The sequence below is a fragment of the Pseudomonas sp. 05L36 genome (assembly GCF_056398125.1).
In genome coordinates, this window is the sequence record NZ_JBFTOU010000028.1 from 58,166 (window position 1) to 78,257 (window position 20,092).

At 60.8% G+C, this 20,092-nt stretch carries 17 protein-coding genes and 1 pseudogene; 10 read left to right on the forward strand and 8 right to left on the reverse strand.

Going from position 1 to position 20,092, the window contains the following annotated elements; translation table 11 throughout:
- Window positions 1-104: 104 nt before the first annotated feature.
- The 6 genes and pseudogenes from accC to gcbA all read right to left on the reverse strand — a co-directional run bounded on the left by accC (window position 105) and on the right by gcbA (window position 8,148).
- Window positions 105-1,463: an acetyl-CoA carboxylase biotin carboxylase subunit gene (gene accC / locus AC1DKH_RS24835; RefSeq protein WP_477756862.1), complete on the reverse strand. Its 1,359-nt coding sequence runs from the start codon at window positions 1,461-1,463 to the stop codon at window positions 105-107.
- Window positions 1,464-1,480: 17 nt separating this feature from the next.
- Window positions 1,481-1,945, reverse strand: a complete 465-nt coding sequence (gene accB / locus AC1DKH_RS24840; RefSeq protein ID WP_477756861.1) for an acetyl-CoA carboxylase biotin carboxyl carrier protein — start codon at window positions 1,943-1,945, stop codon at window positions 1,481-1,483.
- Window positions 1,946-1,969: 24 nt separating this feature from the next.
- The gene (aroQ, locus tag AC1DKH_RS24845) at window positions 1,970-2,425 is read right to left on the reverse strand and encodes a type II 3-dehydroquinate dehydratase (protein WP_007971361.1); all 456 of its coding nucleotides are present in this window, start codon (window positions 2,423-2,425) and stop codon (window positions 1,970-1,972) included.
- Window positions 2,426-2,557: 132 nt separating this feature from the next.
- Window positions 2,558-4,303: a protein-disulfide reductase DsbD gene (locus AC1DKH_RS24850; protein ID WP_477799603.1), complete on the reverse strand. Its 1,746-nt coding sequence runs from the start codon at window positions 4,301-4,303 to the stop codon at window positions 2,558-2,560.
- Between the two features lie 175 nt (window positions 4,304-4,478).
- Window positions 4,479-4,994, reverse strand: a pseudogene (locus AC1DKH_RS24855) (methyl-accepting chemotaxis protein); the annotation flags it as partial.
- A gap of 1,483 nt (window positions 4,995-6,477) precedes the next feature.
- Window positions 6,478-8,148, reverse strand: coding sequence for a diguanylate cyclase GcbA (gcbA, locus tag AC1DKH_RS24860; protein ID WP_477799604.1), 1,671 nt, complete (start codon window positions 8,146-8,148; stop codon window positions 6,478-6,480).
- A 486-nt stretch (window positions 8,149-8,634) separates the two neighbouring features.
- Between gcbA and AC1DKH_RS24865 the strand changes: the two genes are divergently transcribed.
- The 6 genes from AC1DKH_RS24865 to AC1DKH_RS24890 all read left to right on the forward strand — a co-directional run bounded on the left by AC1DKH_RS24865 (window position 8,635) and on the right by AC1DKH_RS24890 (window position 15,405).
- Window positions 8,635-9,702 (forward strand): DUF2333 family protein, encoded by a 1,068-nt coding sequence (locus tag AC1DKH_RS24865; RefSeq protein ID WP_108219840.1) that lies wholly within the window; start codon window positions 8,635-8,637, stop codon window positions 9,700-9,702.
- Between the two features lie 3 nt (window positions 9,703-9,705).
- The gene (locus AC1DKH_RS24870) at window positions 9,706-10,263 is read left to right on the forward strand and encodes an NUDIX hydrolase (protein ID WP_477799605.1); all 558 of its coding nucleotides are present in this window, start codon (window positions 9,706-9,708) and stop codon (window positions 10,261-10,263) included.
- Window positions 10,264-10,552: 289 nt separating this feature from the next.
- A complete protein-coding gene (locus tag AC1DKH_RS24875) occupies window positions 10,553-10,924 on the forward strand; it encodes a translation initiation factor Sui1 (RefSeq protein ID WP_007991289.1) in 372 nt (123 codons plus the stop codon).
- 218 nt (window positions 10,925-11,142) lie between these two features.
- Window positions 11,143-13,056, forward strand: coding sequence for an arginine decarboxylase (speA, locus tag AC1DKH_RS24880; protein ID WP_115947750.1), 1,914 nt, complete (start codon window positions 11,143-11,145; stop codon window positions 13,054-13,056).
- 232 nt (window positions 13,057-13,288) lie between these two features.
- Window positions 13,289-14,608, forward strand: a complete 1,320-nt coding sequence (locus AC1DKH_RS24885; protein WP_477799606.1) for a type VI secretion system Vgr family protein — start codon at window positions 13,289-13,291, stop codon at window positions 14,606-14,608.
- Complete coding sequence (locus AC1DKH_RS24890; RefSeq protein ID WP_477799607.1) at window positions 14,605-15,405, forward strand: DUF4123 domain-containing protein; 801 nt, start codon at window positions 14,605-14,607, stop codon at window positions 15,403-15,405. The genes AC1DKH_RS24885 and AC1DKH_RS24890 overlap by 4 nt, the downstream gene beginning before the upstream one ends.
- A gap of 11 nt (window positions 15,406-15,416) precedes the next feature.
- Here AC1DKH_RS24890 and AC1DKH_RS24895 read toward each other — a convergent pair whose 3' ends face one another.
- Together AC1DKH_RS24895 and AC1DKH_RS24900 are read right to left on the reverse strand one after the other, a co-directional pair.
- A complete protein-coding gene (locus tag AC1DKH_RS24895; protein WP_477754459.1) occupies window positions 15,417-16,766 on the reverse strand; it encodes an MATE family efflux transporter in 1,350 nt (449 codons plus the stop codon).
- A 196-nt stretch (window positions 16,767-16,962) separates the two neighbouring features.
- A complete protein-coding gene (locus AC1DKH_RS24900; protein ID WP_477754458.1) occupies window positions 16,963-17,256 on the reverse strand; it encodes a hypothetical protein in 294 nt (97 codons plus the stop codon).
- A gap of 157 nt (window positions 17,257-17,413) precedes the next feature.
- Here AC1DKH_RS24900 and AC1DKH_RS24905 point away from each other — a divergent pair, with 157 nt between their 5' ends.
- The 4 genes from AC1DKH_RS24905 to AC1DKH_RS24920 are packed head-to-tail and all read left to right on the forward strand — an operon-like array spanning window position 17,414 to window position 19,705.
- Entirely contained in the window at window positions 17,414-17,716 is a 303-nt protein-coding gene (locus AC1DKH_RS24905) for a MazG-like family protein (RefSeq protein ID WP_477799608.1), read from the forward strand.
- On the forward strand, window positions 17,716-18,465 hold the full coding sequence (locus tag AC1DKH_RS24910; protein WP_477799609.1) for a methyltransferase domain-containing protein: 750 nt from the start codon (window positions 17,716-17,718) through the stop codon (window positions 18,463-18,465). The genes AC1DKH_RS24905 and AC1DKH_RS24910 overlap by 1 nt, the downstream gene beginning before the upstream one ends.
- Window positions 18,466-18,477: 12 nt before the next feature.
- The gene (locus AC1DKH_RS24915; RefSeq protein ID WP_477799610.1) at window positions 18,478-19,086 is read left to right on the forward strand and encodes a DUF4136 domain-containing protein; all 609 of its coding nucleotides are present in this window, start codon (window positions 18,478-18,480) and stop codon (window positions 19,084-19,086) included.
- A gap of 55 nt (window positions 19,087-19,141) precedes the next feature.
- Complete coding sequence (locus AC1DKH_RS24920) at window positions 19,142-19,705, forward strand: DUF4136 domain-containing protein (protein WP_477754455.1); 564 nt, start codon at window positions 19,142-19,144, stop codon at window positions 19,703-19,705.
- Window positions 19,706-20,092 lie beyond the last annotated feature (387 nt).

Genomic DNA, 20,092 nt, shown 5'->3' on the forward strand with positions numbered 1-20,092 from the left:
CTGTAGGAGCTGCCGAAGGCTCGGTCCGCGCTCGGGCGATCTTTTGACTTTGCTTCAGAAACAACAAAGCCGCCCGAAGGCGGCCTTGTTGATCGGGTCGAAGCTTAGTGCTTCTCGCCAGCCAGCTTGTGCTCGAGGTAGTGAATGTTCACGCCCCCTTTGCAGAAGCCTTCATCGCGGGTCAGGTCGCGGTGCAACGGGATGTTGGTCTTGATCCCGTCGACCACGATTTCGTCCAGCGCATTGCGCATGCGCGCCATGGCTTCGTCACGGGTTGCGCCGTAGGTGATCAGCTTGCCAATCAACGAATCGTAGTTCGGTGGAACGGCATAGCCACTGTACAGGTGCGAGTCGACGCGAACGCCGTTGCCGCCTGGAGCGTGGAAATGCTTGACCGTGCCCGGGCTCGGCATGAAGGTTTTCGGGTCTTCGGCGTTGATCCGGCATTCCAGTGCGTGACCGCGGATGACCACGTCATCCTGGGTGAACGACAGCTTGTTGCCGGCGGCGATGCTGAGCATCTCCTTGACGATGTCGATGCCGGTGACCATTTCCGAAACCGGATGCTCTACCTGGACACGAGTGTTCATCTCGATGAAGTAGAAGCGACCGTTTTCGTACAGGAACTCGAAAGTGCCTGCGCCACGGTAGCCGATATCGATGCACGCCCTGACGCAGCGTGCGAGTACTTCCTCACGTGCGTTCTCGTCGATGCCCGGTGCCGGCGCTTCTTCAAGAACCTTCTGGTGACGACGTTGCAGCGAGCAGTCGCGGTCGCCCAGATGGATAGCGTGACCCTGGCCATCGGAAAGTACCTGGACTTCCACGTGACGTGGGTTGGTCAGAAACTTTTCCAGATAGACCATCGGGTTGCCGAACGCCGCGCCTGCTTCGGAGCGGGTCAGTTTCGCCGAGGAAATCAGGTCTTCTTCTTTGTGCACAACGCGCATGCCGCGACCACCGCCGCCGCCAGCGGCCTTGATGATCACCGGGTAACCGACTTCGCGACCGATGCGCAGAGCGGTTTCTTCGTCTTCCGGCAGCGGGCCGTCAGAACCCGGAACAGTCGGTACGCCGGCAGCGATCATGGCGTGCTTTGCCGATACCTTGTCGCCCATCAGGCGAATGGTTTCGGCTTTCGGGCCAATGAACGCGAAGCCGGAATTCTCGACCTGTTCGGCGAAGTCGGCGTTTTCCGCAAGGAAACCGTAGCCCGGGTGAATGGCGGTGGCGCCAGTCACTTCGGCCGCGGCAATGATTGCCGGAATGTGCAGGTAGGAATGGGCGGCCGATGCCGGACCGATGCAGACGGATTCGTCTGCCAGGCCCAGGTGCATCAGTTCCTTGTCAGCCTTGGAGTAAACGGCGACGGTCTTGATGCCCATTTCTTTGCAGGCGCGCAGGATCCGCAGGGCGATCTCACCGCGGTTGGCGATCAGAACTTTTTCCAACTTCGCAGTCATCAAAGGCTCTCCGCGGTTCAAACGATGGTGAACAGCGGTTGGTCGTACTCAACCGGCTGGCCGTCTTCGACGAGGATGGATTCGATCACACCGCTGGTTTCAGCTTCGATGTGGTTCATCATCTTCATGGCTTCAACGATGCACAGGGTGTCGCCTTTCTTCACGGTCTGGCCGACTTCCACGAAGGACGGCGAGGTTGGCGAAGACTTGCGATAGAAAGTACCGACCATCGGCGAACGGGCAACGGTGCCGTTCAGTGCTGGCGCGGCCGGAGCAGCAGGTGCGGCAGCGGCAGCCGGAGCGGCGGCAGCGACAGGCGCGGCAGCCGGAGCATGCATTGGAGCTGGTGCGTAGTACTGCTGAGCCGGGGTCTTGCTATGACGGCTGATGCGTACGGACTCTTCGCCTTCCTTGATCTCGAGCTCGTCGATGCCGGACTCTTCCAGCAATTCGATCAGTTTCTTAACTTTACGGATATCCATGAATCATCAACTCCCAAGGGTCGGTCAGGGGCGGTTAACTTGTTGTTCAAGCTGTTCCAGGGCGGCCTCCAGGGCCAGTCGATAACCGCTGGCGCCAAGGCCGCAGATCACTCCCACCGCTACGTCGGAGAAGTAAGAGTGATGGCGGAAAGGTTCGCGTTTGTGCACGTTAGACAAATGCACTTCGATGAATGGGATGCTCACCGCCAGCAGCGCGTCACGTAATGCGACACTTGTATGTGTAAAAGCTGCTGGGTTGATCAGAATGAAGTCCACGCCTTCACTGCGGGCAGCGTGAATGCGGTCGATCAATTCGTACTCGGCATTGCTTTGCAGGTGCAGCAGATGGTGACCGGCTTCGCGGGCACGGCGTTCCAGGTCCTGGTTGATCTGCGCCAGCGTCGTGGCGCCGTAGGTGCCCGGTTCACGAGTGCCGAGCAAGTTCAGGTTGGGTCCGTGCAGAACGAGTAACGTCGCCATCGGCGGTTCCTATGTTATCTGTGAGCAATTGTCAGAACCCGGCGACTATGCCGCAAAGCCTTTGTGACTGTCCAGTTCTCTGCAATAGCCAGCACGATGACCGATGTTTGCGCGAAATATATGACTGCTTGATTAAATGTGGTCATTCGCCCTGGCAACACGTTCGGCGAAGTCCCTGGCGTTGATCTCGCCGATCACCCGTACATCGGAGCGTTCGACACCATCCTTGCCAAAAAACATCAGCGCCGGAGGACCGAACAACTGGTAACGGTCGAGCAGGGTGCGTTGCTCGGCGTTGCTGGCGGTGATGTCGAAGCGGATCAGCCGGTAACCCTTGAGGCGTTCGATGACGACAGGGTCGTCCAGCACCTCATGTTCGATGACTTTGCAGCTGATGCACCAGTCGGCGTACCAGTCGAGCAGCAGCGGTGTGCCGGATGACCGGGCCTCGGCGAGCACGCGGTCCAGATCGGCGGAAGTGCTGACGGTTTGCCAGACACTGGTGCCTTGTACAGGCTGGTTGCCCTCGACGACGTGCGGCTGGCCAATCGGATTGAAGGGGTCGGTCTGGCCGCTGAACGCGCCGTACCAGCAGGCCAGGGCGTAAAACACCAGGAACATTCCGAGCAACTGCCCGAGACGCTTGCGCGGCGGCTTGTAGACGAACTCCAGCGCGCCCATGAACAAGCCGACGCCACCGGCCAGAAGCCCGATCAACAGCAAACTGACCTGGCCGGGCAAGACCCGGCTGAGCAGGCCGATCGCCAGTCCCAGCAACAACACGCCAATCGCGTTTTTCACGTAGACCAGCCACGGACCGCTTTTCGGCAGCCAGGCTGCGCCACCGGTGGCCACCAGCAACAGCGGTGCGCCCATGCCGAGGCCGAGCATGAACAGTTTCAAGCCGCCGCCCAGCGCATCGCCACTGGCGCTGATGTACAACAGCGCGCCGGCCAATGGCGCCGAAACACAGGGTGAAACCAGCAAGCTGGAGACCACGCCCAACACCGCAGCGCCCCACAGTGAGCCGCCTTTGGCGCGACCGGCGATGCGGTCCAGGCGACTGCTGATGGCGTGCGGCAATTTGAGTTCGAAGACGCCGAACATCGCCAACGCGAACAGCGCAAAAAACATCGCGAAAGGCACCAGTACCCAGGCCGATTGCAGCCGCGCCTGCAGATTGAGCTGGGCGCCGAATAGCCCCATCAGCGCACCGAGCAGGGCAAAGCAGGCGGCCATCGGCAGCACATAAGCCAGTGACAGATTGAAACCGCGCCAGCCACCGACCTGGCCGCGCAGCACCACGCCGGACAGGATCGGCAGCATGGGCAGCACGCATGGCGTGAACGTCAGGCCCAGGCCCGCGAGGAAAAACAGCGCCAGTTCACGCCAGCTCCATGGAGAAGCCGTCGCCGGAGCGCCGCTGCCGTCGATGCTCAAACGCTCGGTTTCCGGTGGGTAGCACAAACCTTTGTCGGCGCAACCCTGATAGGTCACGGCCAGAGTGAAGGCGCGCTGATCGGTGCGTGGTAACTCGACGTCGAGAATGCCGTGGTAGACCTCGACGTCGCCGAAGTATTCATCGTGTTTTTTCTGGCCGTCGGGCAGTTTCGCCGCGCCGAGGAAAACTTCGGCCGGATCGGCGCGAAACTGAAAACGGTGACGGTAGAGGTAATAACCTTCGGTAGCGACAAAGCGCAGCTTGATCGATTGCGGCGTGCTTTCTACCAGGCTCAGCTGGAAGGCTTCGCGCACCGGCAGGAAGTCGGCGCTGTTGTTGATCGAGCCCAGGCTTGAGCTGGATCGGTTCTCCAGCAAACCAGTGGCGCTTGCCGGCAGGGCGAACACTAAAAACAGCAGGCAAAGCAAACGGTGCATGACGATCTCGCGTATCGGAATTGGGGGGATGATAGCTGAGAGAGCATGACCACATCGAACTGCGTAGGAGCTGCCGAAGGCTCGGGCCGCGTTCGGACGATCTTCTGACTTTGCCTCTCAAGAGCAAGATCAAAAGATCGCAGCCTTCGGCAGCTCCTACAGTAAAGGCGATTGATCAGACGCGGAAGGCCTGAACGGCTGTATGCAATCGACCACCCAGCACCAGAAGATTTTCTCCCTGCTCACGCCCTTCGCCGATACGCAGCAGGTTATCCCCACCCAACTGGTGAATCCGCTCACTGTGGCCACGGATCTCGCTGACAGCGCCGCTTTGCTGGGCTGTGACATCGGCGATGCGGACCGCCGTGTCGGAAATGGTCTGGATCGCCCCGACGATTTTATCCAGCGCACCATCGGCGGCCTGGGCCTGGTTGGCCGTGGCCTCGGCGTGTTCGACCTGGGCGCGCATGCCTTCCACCGATTGCCGTGCGGCGGTTTGCAGCCCTGCGATCAGCGTCTGGATTTGCGCCGTGGCCCCGGCGGTACGTTGCGCCAGTGAGCGCACCTCTTCCGCCACCACGGCAAAGCCTCGGCCCATTTCCCCGGCCCGGGCCGCCTCGATGGCGGCGTTCAAGGCCAGCAGGTTGGTCTGGTCGGCAATCGAGCGGATCACCGTCAACACGCCGCCGATGGTGGCCGACTCTTCGGCCAGGTGTTCGATCATTTGTGCATTGCCTTGCACTTCATCCACCAGCGCATGCAGGCCGGTGAGGCTCAGGCCGATGACTTTCTGTCCATGCTCCACGGCGAGGCCGGCGTGGCGGCTGGCATCGGCGGCCTGGCTGGCATCGCCGGCGACTTGTTGGATGGTCGCTTCCAGCTCACTGAGGGAATCGCGGATCAGTGCCGTGTCGCCGGCCTGATGCTCGGCACCGCTGTGCAAGTCGTTGCTCAGGTCAGCCAGGGTGCGACTGCTGCCGGCCACCTGTTCGGCGTTGCGGCGAATGGTCCCCACCAAGTCCACCAGATAGGCGCGCAAGCGGTTGAGCGACGCTTCAATGTCATGCAGTTCGCGGTTGGTGTTACCCAGTTGAATGTCGTGGCTGAAGTCGCCTTCGGCCCAGGTCGAGAGGGCCGGAGCGAGGTTCGTCAGGGTCCGTGCCAGTTTGCGCTGCAGGGTGTCTATCAGCAGTGCGATCAACAGAATCAAACCGATCATCACACCTTGCATCAGCCGCACTTCACCCTGGATCTGCCCGTGCTGGGCGCGCACCACCGGTTCCAGCCCGGCAATGGCCTGTTGCACGTCGGCGATTTTCACGTGAGTCGCGGCGCTGAGGTCGGCGCGTTTCTGGATTTGATCGCGAGTGCGCGTGAGCTCGGCCGGATAGCGGGTGAGCAGGCTGTTGAGTTCGCGCTTGAGGCCGACGCCAGCATCTTCGGCGACGGTTTTTTCCTTGTTCTCAAGGCCCATCATCGAGGCGAAATCGTCGGTGTTCGACTCGTTGCTGGTGGTCACGCCCAGCAAGGGCAGGGCGTCCAGTTTTTCGGCCTGGGTGCGGATGTTGGCCACTTCGCGTTCGACATCGAAGGCCAGTTCACTGCGGCCGCTGCTGACCAGTTTGTCCCGGGCCAGGGACAATTTGCCCAGGTGCTGCGATGCGGTGAGCAGCGGCGTCAGGTAGGCCGCATTGCCACTGGCGTACTGGCTGAGCTGATCGAGACTGGCACCCAGTTCCCGCTCGGCCTGTAGCAGCAAGGCCTGGGGATCGCCTGCCAGTTTGCCGGCGGCCAACAGGTCGGTTTTGCTGAATTCTTCAAGGGTCGACAGGCTGGGGCGCAGCGTCTCGGCCAAGGCCGGTGGCAATTCGCCGAGTTCTTTCTTCAGGCTGTCGATGCCTTGGGAGGCACTGCTCAGGCGCAGTGCATCGCCGCTGCCCAAGTAATCCTCGACGCTGCGGGCCACTTCATTCTGAAACTGCTGCGACAGGCCCAGGTAGCGCTCCATTAATAGATACGGACGCTCAAGGGCCTTCTGCGACCACCACAGCGTAGCGCCGAGGGCCACGCACACGGCCACCAGAAGGAGGGTATTGAGATTGGTCAGCAGCTTCAGGCGCATTACGGACTACCAACGGCAGAAATGGTAAGTGCCTGAAGTTATTGCGTTTCTGTTACAGGGTTATGACTGTATCGGTCGACTCCGATAAAAAAGTGGCACTTTGCTTTGATGTGCGAGCGGCCTGTATTCGATTGCGTCCGCCATGTTTGGCGCGATACAGCGCATCATCTGCCTGACTGGCCATCATCAGGCTGTCGGAGCTTTCGCATAACTCCACCAACCCGGCGCTGAAGGTGCACCACAGATCCTGGGGTTGCGCGGGGTAGTGAATCTCGGCAAAACGCTGTCGGATTTCATCAAGCACGTTGTAGGCCGCTTCGATATCGGTGTCCGGCATGACAATGGCGAACTCTTCACCACCGTAGCGGCCAATGAAGTCGGTTTTGCGCAGGCGTTGCTTGAGAAACAGCGCCAGGCTCTTGATCACCCGGTCACCCATGGGGTGACCGTGGCTGTCGTTGACCCGTTTGAAATGGTCGATGTCGAGCATGGCAAAGCTCAGTGGCTTGCTTTCGCGGCGGGCGCGGAACGAGCAGTCTTCGAGCAATTGCAGGATATGCGTGTGGTTGTACAGGCCGGTGAGACTGTCGCGGACCATTCGTGCCTTGAGGTTGCGTGCCCGTGCCGCGCGGTTACGCACGGTGGTGATCAGGTGCCGGGGCTTGATCGGTTTGGTCAGGAAGTCATCGCCGCCTTCGCTCATGGCGTCGAGCTGTTTGTCCAGGTCGTCTTCGGCCGACAGGTAAATGATCGGCACGCTGACGTAACGGTCGTTATGGCGGATCACCTTGGCCAGTTCCGTGCCGGTGCAGGCCGGCATGTACATGTCTAGGATGATCAGGTCCGGCTGGAAATCCGCCAGTTCGGCCATGGCCTGGATCGGCTCGATCAACGTCCGGGTGATGATCCCTGCGCTGTTGAGCAGGCGCTCGGTGTGCAGGGCCTGAGCGCGGGAGTCGTCGATGATCAGCACTTTATAAGGTTCGTACTGGGCAACGCAGGTCAGGACTTCGATCTTCTCCAGCAGGCTCGACGCTTCGAGGGTACCGGTGAGGAACTCCTGGCCGCCGGCACGCACGGCGGCGAGGCGGGTCGGGGTGTCGGTTTCGTGCAGGCTGAAGAACAGCAGCGGCAAGCGATGGTCCAGGCCTTCCTGGGCTTCGGCGGCCAGTTTCAGGCCGACGCCGGGGCCGCTGAAATCCACGTCCATGACAATCGCCGCCGGCAAGCGCTCGACCATCGATGAGCGAAACGCGTCTACGCTGTCCAGGGACTGGGCACTGAGCCCGAAGAATTCCAGTTGTTTGGCCAGGCGCTCGGCGCGGCCGTGATCCTGCAGCATCACATAGACGGGCTTGCGCAACGGTGGCAGGAAGGTCTGATCGAGTTGGTCGCCATGGCGCAGGCCGGTACGTGACAGGCGCTGCATCAAGCGATTGAGGTCGGTGATCAGGCCGCTGCTCAGGCGTCCGCGATTGGCGTCGACCGCCTCCAGGGACTGACCGATGTGACGTGCCAATTGCGTGTGTTCCGGTTGTTCGAAACGCTCGGCGAAACGCAGCAGACGCAGATTGGCCTCGCTCAGTTCCGACAGGTCGGCGGTGGACCACTCACTGCGTTGCAGGCGCTGCCATATCTCAAGAATCTGACGAGCCTGATGAATTACCCGCTGGGCAAAGTGGTGCTTGAGGCGCTCGCGGCTGGGGTCTTCTGGCTCGGTCATATCCTGACTACTAGTTAGGGTGCACGCTGAGGTCGACTGGTGGCTCTATGCTAGCACCACTTTTCCATTACATGAGTGCTGTACGTCAATAATCTGCAATGTCGCTTCATTCAATTTGTGATCGATCGGTCTGATTCTGGGCTGTTTAGTCGCCGTGTGCGGAGGCGAAGTGCCGTGAATCAGGGCGCTTGACGGGCGTAGGGCGGCAATTGGCGGGTGACAGACCATTGGCCATTTACGGCTGTCTGAGCGGTGCGGATCGGCCAGTTTTTATTGGCCTCAGGGGGCAGGGATTCCCTTGGGGCGTGTCATCCAAACCATTAGGAGGATTTCGACGGCAACACAGTCATCTGGTGGGCAGGAACTCCTTTCATCCGCAAGACCGGTAATTTTCCGCATCGGTGCGATGGCGGGTGCCGGGCCAAGGCACGTTGTTGTATGGTTGTGGTCGAACCGTTGACCTCAAGAGCTTGAAAGGATATCGCCATGCTGGACTGGAAGAACCGCACAGGCAGTGCGCCTGAACGTGCCGCTGAACCGAAGTCGGAGACCCGCAGTTATCTGGGCGGTCTGTTGTTCAGCCGGGCGCTGGCCACTTTGCTGGGCATCTACCTGTTGGTGGCGAGTGTCCTGGGCTGGTACTGGAGCCAGGAGCCGGCGCTGTTCCCGGTCCAGCAGACCGCTCAACTGGCGGCCGAGAAAGAAGGCAAGCAGATGGTCGTTGGCTACACCACAGTGGAAACCCTGAAGACCGTCGCCGGCACCTTGCTGACCAAGCCGGGCGGCTATATTTCCAACGACCGATTTCCGCCAGGCCTGTGGATGGACAACATGCCGAGCTGGGAATACGGTGTGCTGGTGCAGGTCCGCGACCTGAGCCGGGCAATGCGTAAAGACTTCGCCCGTTCGCAGTCGCAGTCCGCCGAAGACGCCGACCTGGCCAAGGCCGAGCCGCGTTTCAACTTCGACAACAAGAGCTGGGTGCTGCCATCCAGCGAGTCCGAATATCAGGAAGGCATCAATTCTCTGAGTCGCTATCAGGCGCGCCTGTCCGATCCGAACCAGAAGAGCGCGCTGTTCTATGCCCGCGCCGATAACCTGAACAACTGGCTGGGTGATGTCGGCACCCGTCTGGGTTCGCTGTCGCAACGGCTGTCGGCCAGTGTGGGCCGAGTCAAGCTCAACACCGCGTTGAAAACCGAGGTGGTAGCACCGGGCGTGGCGCCGCAGGTCGACGAAGAAATCGTTGAAACCCCATGGTTGCAAATCGACAACGTGTTCTACGAAGCCCGCGGCCAGGCCTGGGCGTTGTCGCATTTGCTGCGCGCCATTGAAGTCGACTTCGCCGACGTACTGGCAAAGAAGAACGCCACGGTCAGCGTGCGCCAGATCATTCGTGAACTGGAGGCGTCGCAGGAGCCGGTATGGAGCCCGATGATCCTCAACGGCAGTGGCTTCGGCGTACTGGCCAACCACTCGCTGGTCATGGCCAACTACATTTCCCGGGCCAACGCCGCGGTGATCGATTTGCGTCAATTGCTCAATCAGGGCTGAGTCATGGTTGATAACACCAGGGAAGCCGCGCACCGCGCGGCGTCCGATGCCGAACAGATCGCCTGGGTCGACGAGCAGGACAACCTGCTTGGCGCCCTGGTCCGTTCCGACTTGCGCGAGCGCGGGCTGATCGGGCGTGGCACCTACATCATGTTGTTCAATTCCGCTGGCGAGCTGTGCGTGCACCGGCGCACCCTGAGCAAGGCGATCTATCCCGGTTTCTGGGACGTGGCGGCGGGCGGCATGGTGCTCGCCAGTGAAACCTACGCCGAGTCGGCGGCCCGGGAGCTGGAGGAAGAGCTGGGAGTGAGTGGCGTGGAACTGACCGCTCATGACCATTTTTTCTTCGAGGACACCGGCAATCGCCTGTGGTGTTCGGCGTTCTCGGCGGTATGGGACGGCCCGTTGATCCTGCAACCGGAAGAGGTGCTGGAAGCACGCTTTATCCCCATTGATCAGGTCATGCTGGAAATCGGGCAAAAGCCTTATTGCCCGGACTCTCTGGCCGCGTTGAAGCGCTATTTGCGCTCACACCGGACCGACGTCGCAAAACAGCTATAAATTGGCGCCGATTGGCTCTTAGCAATCGGCGTTTTTGCCGTTACACTGCGCGACTTTTCAAACTGAACCGGTATTGCTTCACCTGTAGGAGCGAGCTTGCTCGCGATGGACGTCAACGATAACGCGCGGTATCAGACAGCACGTGTTGTCCGTGGGTTTTTCGCGAGCAAGCTCGCTCCTACAAGGGTGGTACCGTTTCAGTAGCGCTGCCCCTGCCTGAGTGGGGCTTCGCGGTCGATAGCCTTCCCGAGTGCTGCGACCAGTCTTTGTCCTCCGAAGAGGATTGCCGGTGGCCAAAAAAGCCGCATCCTTCGCCGCCCTGGGCGGCCTGGTATTTTCCACCGACGCAGGTCGTCATTGCCCGGAATGCAGTAAACCGGTGGACGCCTGCATCTGCAAACAGACCGTTATCCCGGCCGGTGACGGCATTGCACGCGTGCGTCGCGAAAGCAAGGGCCGTGGCGGCAAGACGGTGACCACCATCACCGGCGTGCCATTGGCTGAAGACGCGCTCAAGGAACTGGCCACGACGTTGAAGAAACGTTGCGGTACCGGTGGCGCGTTGAAAGACGGTGTCATCGAAATCCAGGGCGATCATGTCGAGCTACTCTTGGCAGAACTGATCAAGCTCGGTTTCAAGGCGAAGAAGTCCGGCGGCTAGCAGCCTCTGTGAAAGCCACCCACGGCTTGATCCAGTCCCGATTCATTCTGGTCTGGCGTCGTCTCCATGGTTTTCACAGAGCCTGTTCATGACTGGTTTCTAAACTCACTGCGGTCAGCGAGGTCTACCCCCTCGTTGACGAACCGTCATTTTCATACTTTAGACTGCGCCGGCCTGAACCCAGGCGACGCTCTATGACTTCTTTATAGGGGACTTCGATGTCCGTACGACGCACACGCAAAGACGATGGCAGCCAATGGACAGTTGCGGACAGCCGCAGTGTTTACGGGATTCGCCATTGGGGGGCCGGGTATTTCGCGATCAATGACGCCGGTCGCGTCGAAGTTCGTCCGAACGGCCCGACCAGTTCGCCTATCGACCTGTTCGAGCAAGTCGACCAACTGCGCAAAAGCGGTTTGTCCTTGCCATTGCTGGTGCGTTTCCCCGACATCCTGCAAGACCGCGTGCGTCAGCTGACCGGTGCGTTCGACGCCAACATCGAGCGCCTGGAATATCAGAGCAAGTACACCGCGCTGTACCCGATCAAGGTTAACCAGCAGGAAGCGGTGATCGAAAACATCATTGCTACCCAGAACGTTTCCATCGGTCTGGAAGCCGGCTCCAAGCCGGAACTGCTGGCGGTACTGGCATTGGCGCCGAAGGGCGGCACCATCGTCTGCAACGGTTACAAGGACCGCGAGTTCATCCGTCTGGCGCTGATGGGCCAGAAGCTCGGCCACAACGTGTTCATCGTGATCGAGAAAGAATCCGAAGTCGGTCTGGTGATCGAAGAAGCGGCGGCGCTCAAGGTCAAGCCGCAGGTCGGCTTGCGCGTGCGTCTGTCGTCCCTGGCGTCGAGCAAGTGGGCAGACACCGGTGGTGAAAAATCCAAGTTCGGCCTGTCGGCGGCGCAACTGCTGTCGGTGGTCGAGCGTTTCCGCGCTGCCGGTCTGGATCAGGGCATTCGCCTGTTGCACTTCCACATGGGCTCGCAGATCGCCAACCTGGCGGACTACCAGCACGGCTTCAAGGAAGCGATCCGTTATTACGGCGAGTTGCGCAACCTTGGCCTGCCGGTGGATCACATCGACGTCGGCGGCGGTTTGGGCGTGGACTACGACGGTACTCACTCGCGTAACGCCAGTTCGATCAACTACGACATGGACGATTACGCCGGTGTCGTGGTCGGGATGCTCAAGGAGTTCTGCGACGCGCAGAGCCTGCCGCACCCGAACATCTTCTCCGAAAGCGGACGCTCCCTGACCGCTCACCACGCCATGCTGGTGGTGCAGGTGACCGACGTCGAGAAACACAACGACGACGTGCCGAAGATCGATAACAAGGAAGAGCTGCCGGAAACCGTGCAGTGGCTGGTTGACCTGCTCGGCCCGACCGACATCGAAATGGTCACCGAGACTTACTGGCGCGCCACGCACTACATGAGCGACGTGGCCACTCAATACGCCGATGGCAAGCTGACCCTGGCGCAAAAAGCCCTGGCCGAGCAATGCTACTTCGCCGTTTGCCGCCGCCTGCACAACTCGTTGAAAGCCCGTCAGCGTTCTCACCGTCAGGTGCTCGACGAACTCAACGACAAGCTGGCTGACAAGTACATCTGCAACTTCTCGGTATTCCAGAGCCTGCCGGACACCTGGGCCATCGGCCAGGTCCTGCCGATCCTGCCGCTGCACCGACTCGACGAAGAGCCGCTGCGCCGTGCCGTGCTGCAAGACCTGACCTGCGACTCCGACGGCAAGATCAAGCAGTACGTCGACGAGCAGAGCATCGAGACCAGCTTGCCGGTGCACGGTCTGAATGAAGGTGAAGACTATCTGCTGGGGATCTTCCTGGTGGGCGCCTACCAGGAAATTCTTGGCGACATGCACAACCTGTTCGGTGACACCGACTCGGTGAACATCTATCAGAACGCCGACGGTAGCGTGTACCACGCCGGTATCGAAACCCACGACACCATCGAAGACATGCTGCGTTACGTGCATTTGTCGCCGGAGGAGCTGATGACTCACTACCGCGACAAGTGTGCCAGTGCCCGCATCAGCGCCACCGAGCGCACGCAGTTCCTCGATGCCTTGCGTCTGGGGCTGACCCGTTCGTCTTACCTGTCTTCCTGAGGTAAGCGCCATGCTCATCAGGTTGTCTGAAAATTTTCCGTTTGCCGCGGAAATTTCAGATGACCTGGTGCGGCAATTCTCCTATTCCAGGCGAAATTTCCCGCGTCCTCGGCCACCCAAAGCATTTGGTCTCCTTTTCGCGTAGGTTATTTCCTAATTTGTATTTCGGCACTCTACTCGGCGATGTCTCTCAGCGAGAATCCCCGACCGCCCCTCCTGTAGAGAAACGCCGATGTTCAATCCAGTCAGCGAACCGTCATTTCGTCTGGATGTAGCAGGTCTGCCCGACTCCTTTGAGGTCCTGGCCTTTACCGGTAAAGAGGCCATCAGCGAGCCGTTCGTGTTCGACCTGGAACTGCTGATCGATGACCCGGTGCTTGACCTTGCCAGTTTGCTGTACCGCCCGGCCTCGTTGCATTTCGGACCAGCTGGAAGCCACGTGCATGGACAATTGCATGAACTCGTCCAGCGTGATCATGCCTCGGGACCCCGGCTCTGCCAGGTGCGTCTGGGGCCAAAACTGGCATGCCTGGCCCAGCGCTTCAGCCAACGAATTTTCAGCGCCCTTTCAGTGCCGCAAATCCTCGACCGGGTGCTCAAGGAGCACGGCATTACCGGCAAAGATCGACGCTTGGCGCTGAGCGGCGAATACCCGCCCCGGGATTTCTGCACGCAATATCGAGAGTCGGATCTGCAGTTTCTGCAGCGACTGTGCGCCCAGGAACGGCTTCACTACCGCTTCGAACACCGGGCTCGCGGGCACTGTGTGGTGTTTGGGGATGATCATCAGCATTTTCCAACCGGCGAACCTGCGGTATTGCGCAGCGAGGGCGATCGGCCGGCGGTGCGGCAGTTCGAGCGTCAGCACTGCGGTGGGACAGCGGCGCAGAGTGCCGAATGCCGGACAGACCTGGTGACCCTGCGCAGCGGTCGGCTGATGCCGCTGTCCGGTCATCCGGTTGCCGAATGCAATCGCCTCTGGTTGCTAACCCACGTTGAGCATTGGGGCAGTCAGGATACGGCGACGCCTTACCACAATCAGGCCCGTGCCCTGCAGTGGCCGACACCCTTCGCGCCGCCCTGTGTGACGGTCAAACCACAAATGCATAGCCTGCAACGGGCGTGGGTCGTCGAGGTCGATGAACCAGGCCCCGACCCGGCAAGGCAGGTACCGGTGCAGTTCGACTGGCTTTATCAGGGCGAAGGGGCTGCGCCCAGCCATTGCTGGTTACCCCTGGCCAGGCAACTGCAGGCATCGACGTTCTTGCCATTGCGGGAAGGGACTGAACTGGTCGTGGGTTTTGTCGAAGGCGATCCCGATCAACCGCAGATAACCGGGCTGCTGCATGCGCCGGCAACGGTCGAAGTGACGGACGCTGACACCCCCCAGCCCGGCTGCACCCATGATGAGGGCCTGGAGCAATGGTTGCGGTCGGGGGAGCCATTGCTGGTGTTGTGCCTGCTGCCCGGCGGTGGCAGTTTCAACCATTGCGCACAGGCGTTGTGCACCTGTCGTCTGGCGACGCAGCTTGGCCAGAGCTCTGGAGCATGATCGCCACACGCACGCCCGAGGCACCCCCGCAGTGGCTGTTGCTGGATGTGCCGGGCACGCCGCAGGCGGGTGCCACACTTCGGCAGATGTTTGCGCAGGCCCGGTGGTCAGGGTTGTTCGAAGGCACGGAGTGGCATGCGCTGCATGAGCAGGGACCGGTCCTGGTCGATCTGCGCACCTGCCCGGTACTGGCCGATTTATGCATCGTCGACGGACAACGCTGGCCCGGATTGCTGATGGTCAGCGAGGCCAGCGCTGCGTCGTTGCTGGCGCATTTGCGGCGCATGCTCACGGTCACGCTTGGCCTGCACCGGGCCCTTTTGAGCTACTACAACCCGATCACGGCAAGCTATTTCTTCGATGCCAGCGATGCCGTTGAACTGAGTCGCTGGCTCGGGCCCATCAACCAGTTGCGCTGGTTCGGTGGCAGCTGGGCCGACCGCGCGATGGGATGTGAGGGCTGGCAGCGCTTGTCCAACCCGAGGCTGGCGGTCAGCCCGTTGGCAGTCGAGGAGAACCTCAGCGCCGGGCAACAGGAAAAACTGCAAACCTGCCTGCTCGAACAGCAGGCCTGGCGCTGGAGCCAATCCACCGGTGCCGATTTCTCCCGCCTGTGGGCCCATGTGCAAGAAGGGGTGGCGCTGGGTTTCAGCGAGCGCCCGGTGCTTGATGGCTGGATATGGCTGCGCTTGCAGTATCCCGACGCCGTGCCCGTGCAGCCGTTGCCGGGGCGGACTCAACAGGAACGCCTCGATAGCCTGCGTCACTTGTGGCAGAACGATCCACCCGGGTCATGAGGTCGCCCCGTTCAGTGAGTGCTGCCAGCGAACCAGCCATCGTGACGGCGCAGGCGCCAGGCAATCACGCCAAGGGTCAGACTGCGCAGGAGCATGAACAACAAAAAGGTTATCCACAGGCCATGGTTGCCCCCGCCTTGCAGTGCCCAGCCGATAGGCAGCACCAGCGCCACGGTCAGCAGCATGCCGTTGCGCATTTCCCTGGCGCGGGTGGCGCCGATGAACAGACCGTCGAGCAGGTAACTCCAGACGGCAATCAGCGGCAGCACGGCGAGGTAGGGCAGGTAGATGAATGCGGTGTCGCGTACGCTCTGAATGTTGGTCTGCATTTCGATGAATAGATGCCCGGCGAACAGAAACAGCGCGGCGAACCCCAGGCTCGCCAGCAACGACCAGCCACCAGCCACCACCAATGAACGGCGCAGGGCATCGCGGTCGCGGGCGCCAAGCGCATGTCCGCACAGGGCTTCGACGGCGTGGGCCAGGCCATCGAGGGCGTGGGCGGTCAGCAGCAGGCCATTGAGCAAAAGAGCGTTGGCTGCGACCGTGGCGTCGCCCAGCCGCGTGCCTTGCACCGTGATCAGGAAGAACACCGATTGCAGCGCCAGGCTGCGGATGAAGATGTCACGGTTGACCGCCAGCAATGGCCGCCAACTCTGCCACAGCGCCAATGCCGCCCAAACGATAGGCCCGGGGTAGGCGCGCAGGGCTTTGCGAGTCATCAGCAAACCGATCAGTGCACCGGTCCATTCGGCAATCACCGAGGCCCTGGCCGCACCGACCACGCCCCATTCCAGGCCGAGGACGAACCACAGGTTCAGGGCAATGTTGACCAGGTTGGTGGTCAGCAAAATCGCCAGCGGCGCCCGGGCATTCTGGGTGCCGAGAAACCAGCCGACCAGTGCATAACTGGCGAGCGCCGCCGGCAGGCCGAACAGGCGGGTGTGGAAGAACTCGCGGGTCAGTTGATCGAGCTCAGCCGACGGTTGCATGAAGTGCAATGCGATCGCGCTCAATGGCACGCCCACCGCACCCAACACCACGGCCAGGCCGATGGCGAGCAGCAGGCCTTGCAACAGAATCTGCCGCAAGGCCGCGCCATCCCCGCGCCCCGCCGCCTGGGCGGCGAACCCGGTGGAGCCCATGCGCAGAAAGCCCATGGCCCAGGCGAGGAAGGTGTACAGGCTGGCCCCGACCGCGACGGCGCCAAGTTGATGGGCATGGGGCAGGTGACCGATGACGGTGCTGTCGACCAGTGCCACCAGCGGTACGGAAATGTTCGAAAGAATCATCGGCGCGGCGAGTGCCCAGACCCGGCGATGGGTAGGGCGGTCGCGCCAGTCGGCGGTCAGGTTGGACATGCAGGCTCCTTGGGGGAGCGGGCATTGTAGCGGTGAAAACGGGTTGGCTAAGTGAGCTCAATCCATAAAACACCAGAGATCCAATGTGGGAGCGAGCTTGCTCGCGATAGCGGTCTTTCAGTTGAATCAATTTTTGATGTGCCGCCGCCATCGCGAGCAAGCTCGCTCCCACAGGTGTTCAGTGGTGTCAGTGGTGTCAGTGGATGATCCAGCTGAGCAACCAAAGCCCCAGCACCAACCAGATAATCCCCATGATGAACGACGCATTGAGAAAGGCGCGGATCGCCGACCACAGCAGTAGCAGCCCGAGGATCAGGGTCACGATGCTGACGACCGAGGTATCCATGCCCAGCGCTTGGGACAAGCCTTCGACAAAGTTGCTGCTGGCGTTGCTCAACAGATTGAACAGCCCACTGAGGCCATCAACGATGAAGCGGATGATCGAGCCGAGTACCTGGCCGAGCCATTCGGAAAAACCTTCTACCTGCATGGAGTGAACGTCCTGATTAAAGAGAATTGAGTCTTGGGCTGTCGATCATGCTGCCGAGTTCCCACAAGCATAGAGGGTTGCACAGATGAGCATGTATCTTCTGCCCCTTGCCTTCACCTGTGATCCCCCCGAAGCTATACGCCTTCAGGAGAGCCCGATGAACCTTGTTGAACTGACCGAACGCCTGCACGCCATCCGTGACCGCAATGACTGGCGGCAATTTCACAGCCCGAAGAACCTGGCCATGGCCGCGAGCGTGGAAATGTCCGAGCTGGTGGAAATTTTCCAGTGGCTGACCGAAGACCAGTCACGCCAGTTGTCGGCGGACAAACTCGCCCACGCCGGGCAGGAAGTCGGTGACATTGTGCTTTATCTGTTGCTGTTGTGCAGTGAGCTGGGCCTGGACATGGATGCCGTGGTGCGCAGCAAACTGGCGGACAGCGAACGGAGGTTCAACTGATGAGCGACCGTCATTTCGATCAACTGGCGACCCGTTTCGCCGAAAAAATCTACGGCGGTGCCAAAGGTGCGATCCGTCTGGCGGTGTTGCAGGCCGATCTGGCCGAAACCTTGCCCGACCGGCCGCTGCGCGTTCTGGACATCGGCGCCGGCCTTGGCCATATGTCGTTGTGGCTGGCCGAGCGCGGCCATCAGGTGACCCTCGCCGAGCCTGCCGAACCGATGCTCGAAGGCGCCCGCCAGCGTTTTGCCGAAGCCGGGCAGAGCGCCACATTCATTCAGGCACCCTGGCAGGAACTGCTCGGGCAGCTCACCGAACCTTACGATCTGGTGCTGTGCCATGCGGTGCTGGAATGGCTGGCCGAGCCCCACGCCATCCTGCCGGTGCTGCATCAACTGACCAAGGCGGATGGCTGGCTGTCCCTGGCGTTCTACAACCGCGATGCGCTGATTTATCGCAACTTGCTCAAAGGCCATTTCCGCAAGATGCGCAAGAACGACATGGCCGGTGAAAAGCAGAGCCTGACCCCGCAGCAGCCCCTTGATCCGCGCGAGCTGGCGGCGCAACTTGAAGGCCTGTGGAAGGTCGAAATACAGAGTGGCGTGCGAGTTTTTCACGATTACATGCCGGTGGAATTCCAGGCCCGCGCCGAGCTGGCGGACCTGCTGGAAATGGAACTGGCCCATCGCCGTCATCCAAGCTTTGCCGGGCTTGGGCGTTACTTGCACTGGATCTGTCGGCCTGTCTGATTGGAGCATGCAATGAAAAGTCATTCAGGTGTACTGGTGTTCTGCCTGGGGCTGGCTGCCTGTCAGGGCAGTAACCCTTATGTCGCCACGTCCAACCCTTTGCCACCGGCGCCGCCCCAGGCTGCCAATACGTTCGATCGCAGCGCCTACCCGGCGGCGCCCCGTGACTACGGCAAGTACCGCAGTTGGGCCTGGCTCAACGGCCATCTGCCACCGGGCACCGCGTGGGCGGACTCGGCGCAGGTTGCCGAAGCGGTCAGCAATGCTCTGGATCAACGCGGCCTGCGCCCGTTGCATGACAATCGTCCGGCAGACCTGTTTGTCAGCGCCGACCTGCGGATGGAAACCCGCTTGCGTCAGGTTCGGGACGACTATTACGGCGGCGGTTATGGCGGCTACAACGGCTACGGCCCTGGATATGGTGGATATGCCACCGTGCCGATCATCCGTACCTATCAGGAACAGGTCGTGGTCGTGCAGGTGGACATGTTTGACGCCAAAAGCGGTCAGCCGATATGGAGTTCCAGTGCTGAAACCGGCAACCGGGGCAGTGAAAGCGAGCGGGCCGATGCCATACGGGAGGCTGTGGAAAAGGCAATGTCGGCGTATCCTCCTAGTTAGCTTCTTGTAGATAAGAAGCATTCCACAGGATCATGTCTTCAACCGGAGAATCATCATGTTCCGCCGTTTTGTTTTACTGGCAGTGGCTGCGCTGCTCAGTGCCTGCGCCGCCAACCAGGTCAATCATGACTTCGACGCCAGCCGTGACTTTGCTGCCTATCGCAGCTGGACCTGGAAAGAACCCGCCCTGCAATACCGTCCCGATGATCCTCGAATCAAGAGCGACCTGACCGAACAGCGCGTCCGTCAGGCGGTTGCCGATCAACTGGATCAGCGCGGTCTGCGTCCGGCCGCTGTAGGCGCCAAGGGCGATTTGAATGTGCAGACCTACCTGATTGTCGAAGAGCGGCAACAACAGGTGACCACCAATTACGGCGGCGGCTGGGGTAACCCTTGGTATGGCTACTACGGCGCCCCCATGTACAACGAAACCCGCAATGTCAGCTACAAAGTGGCGACCATTCAGATCGACCTGCTCGATGGCAAGGACGGCAAACTGGTGTGGCGCGGCAGTGACGAACAGATACTCAGTCGCACGCCGAACCCGACGGATCGTCGCGATGCCATCTGGCAAACGGTCACGCGGATATTGGCCAACTACCCACCGCACGCATCCTAGAATCAGCCGGCCTCGGACGCAGTTGGCGTTGGCTTTGTTGCCCAGTAATTTCGGGGTGCGGTAGTGGGTTACGGGGCACTGAGTTTTTTTGGATGGTGTACATATCCATTGCTGCGGTAACGGCGGCTTATGGTTTCGCCCTTACGGCGAGTCCCTTTGGCAAACGCCGGAGTGCCGGCCCAGCCCAAAGGAACCAAAGGTCTCGCCCCTTACGTACGGCCCCTCGCTGAGGCTCGGCGTTCCTTCGCTCCGGTATTCATCCGGGGGCATTGCCCTCCGGTCGGCTTCGCTTCGACCTACATGCAATGAGTTCGACTGCGTCGAACGGCGCTGCGCGCCCATCCCCGGATGAACACCTCCGCTCAGCCTTCCGAGGGGGCGGGTGGA

What these genes read in the sequence shown, in the direction of transcription:
- AC1DKH_RS24890 (WP_477799607.1), top strand. Translation starts at nt 14,605, where the DNA reads ATGATCGCCACACGCACGCCCGAGGCACCCCCGCAGTGGCTGTTGCTG.
- aroQ (WP_007971361.1), bottom strand. Translation starts at nt 2,425, where the DNA reads ATGGCGACGTTACTCGTTCTGCACGGACCCAACCTGAACTTGCTCGGC.
- AC1DKH_RS24865 (WP_108219840.1), top strand. Translation starts at nt 8,635, where the DNA reads ATGCTGGACTGGAAGAACCGCACAGGCAGTGCGCCTGAACGTGCCGCT.
- AC1DKH_RS24915 (WP_477799610.1), top strand. Translation starts at nt 18,478, where the DNA reads ATGAAAAGTCATTCAGGTGTACTGGTGTTCTGCCTGGGGCTGGCTGCC.
- speA (WP_115947750.1), top strand. Translation starts at nt 11,143, where the DNA reads ATGTCCGTACGACGCACACGCAAAGACGATGGCAGCCAATGGACAGTT.
- AC1DKH_RS24910 (WP_477799609.1), top strand. Translation starts at nt 17,716, where the DNA reads ATGAGCGACCGTCATTTCGATCAACTGGCGACCCGTTTCGCCGAAAAA.
- AC1DKH_RS24885 (WP_477799606.1), top strand. Translation starts at nt 13,289, where the DNA reads ATGTTCAATCCAGTCAGCGAACCGTCATTTCGTCTGGATGTAGCAGGT.
- AC1DKH_RS24870 (WP_477799605.1), top strand. Translation starts at nt 9,706, where the DNA reads ATGGTTGATAACACCAGGGAAGCCGCGCACCGCGCGGCGTCCGATGCC.
- gcbA (WP_477799604.1), bottom strand. Translation starts at nt 8,148, where the DNA reads ATGACCGAGCCAGAAGACCCCAGCCGCGAGCGCCTCAAGCACCACTTT.
- accC (WP_477756862.1), bottom strand. Translation starts at nt 1,463, where the DNA reads ATGACTGCGAAGTTGGAAAAAGTTCTGATCGCCAACCGCGGTGAGATC.
- AC1DKH_RS24900 (WP_477754458.1), bottom strand. Translation starts at nt 17,256, where the DNA reads ATGCAGGTAGAAGGTTTTTCCGAATGGCTCGGCCAGGTACTCGGCTCG.
- AC1DKH_RS24895 (WP_477754459.1), bottom strand. Translation starts at nt 16,766, where the DNA reads ATGTCCAACCTGACCGCCGACTGGCGCGACCGCCCTACCCATCGCCGG.
- AC1DKH_RS24920 (WP_477754455.1), top strand. Translation starts at nt 19,142, where the DNA reads ATGTTCCGCCGTTTTGTTTTACTGGCAGTGGCTGCGCTGCTCAGTGCC.
- accB (WP_477756861.1), bottom strand. Translation starts at nt 1,945, where the DNA reads ATGGATATCCGTAAAGTTAAGAAACTGATCGAATTGCTGGAAGAGTCC.
- AC1DKH_RS24905 (WP_477799608.1), top strand. Translation starts at nt 17,414, where the DNA reads ATGAACCTTGTTGAACTGACCGAACGCCTGCACGCCATCCGTGACCGC.
- AC1DKH_RS24850 (WP_477799603.1), bottom strand. Translation starts at nt 4,303, where the DNA reads ATGCACCGTTTGCTTTGCCTGCTGTTTTTAGTGTTCGCCCTGCCGGCA.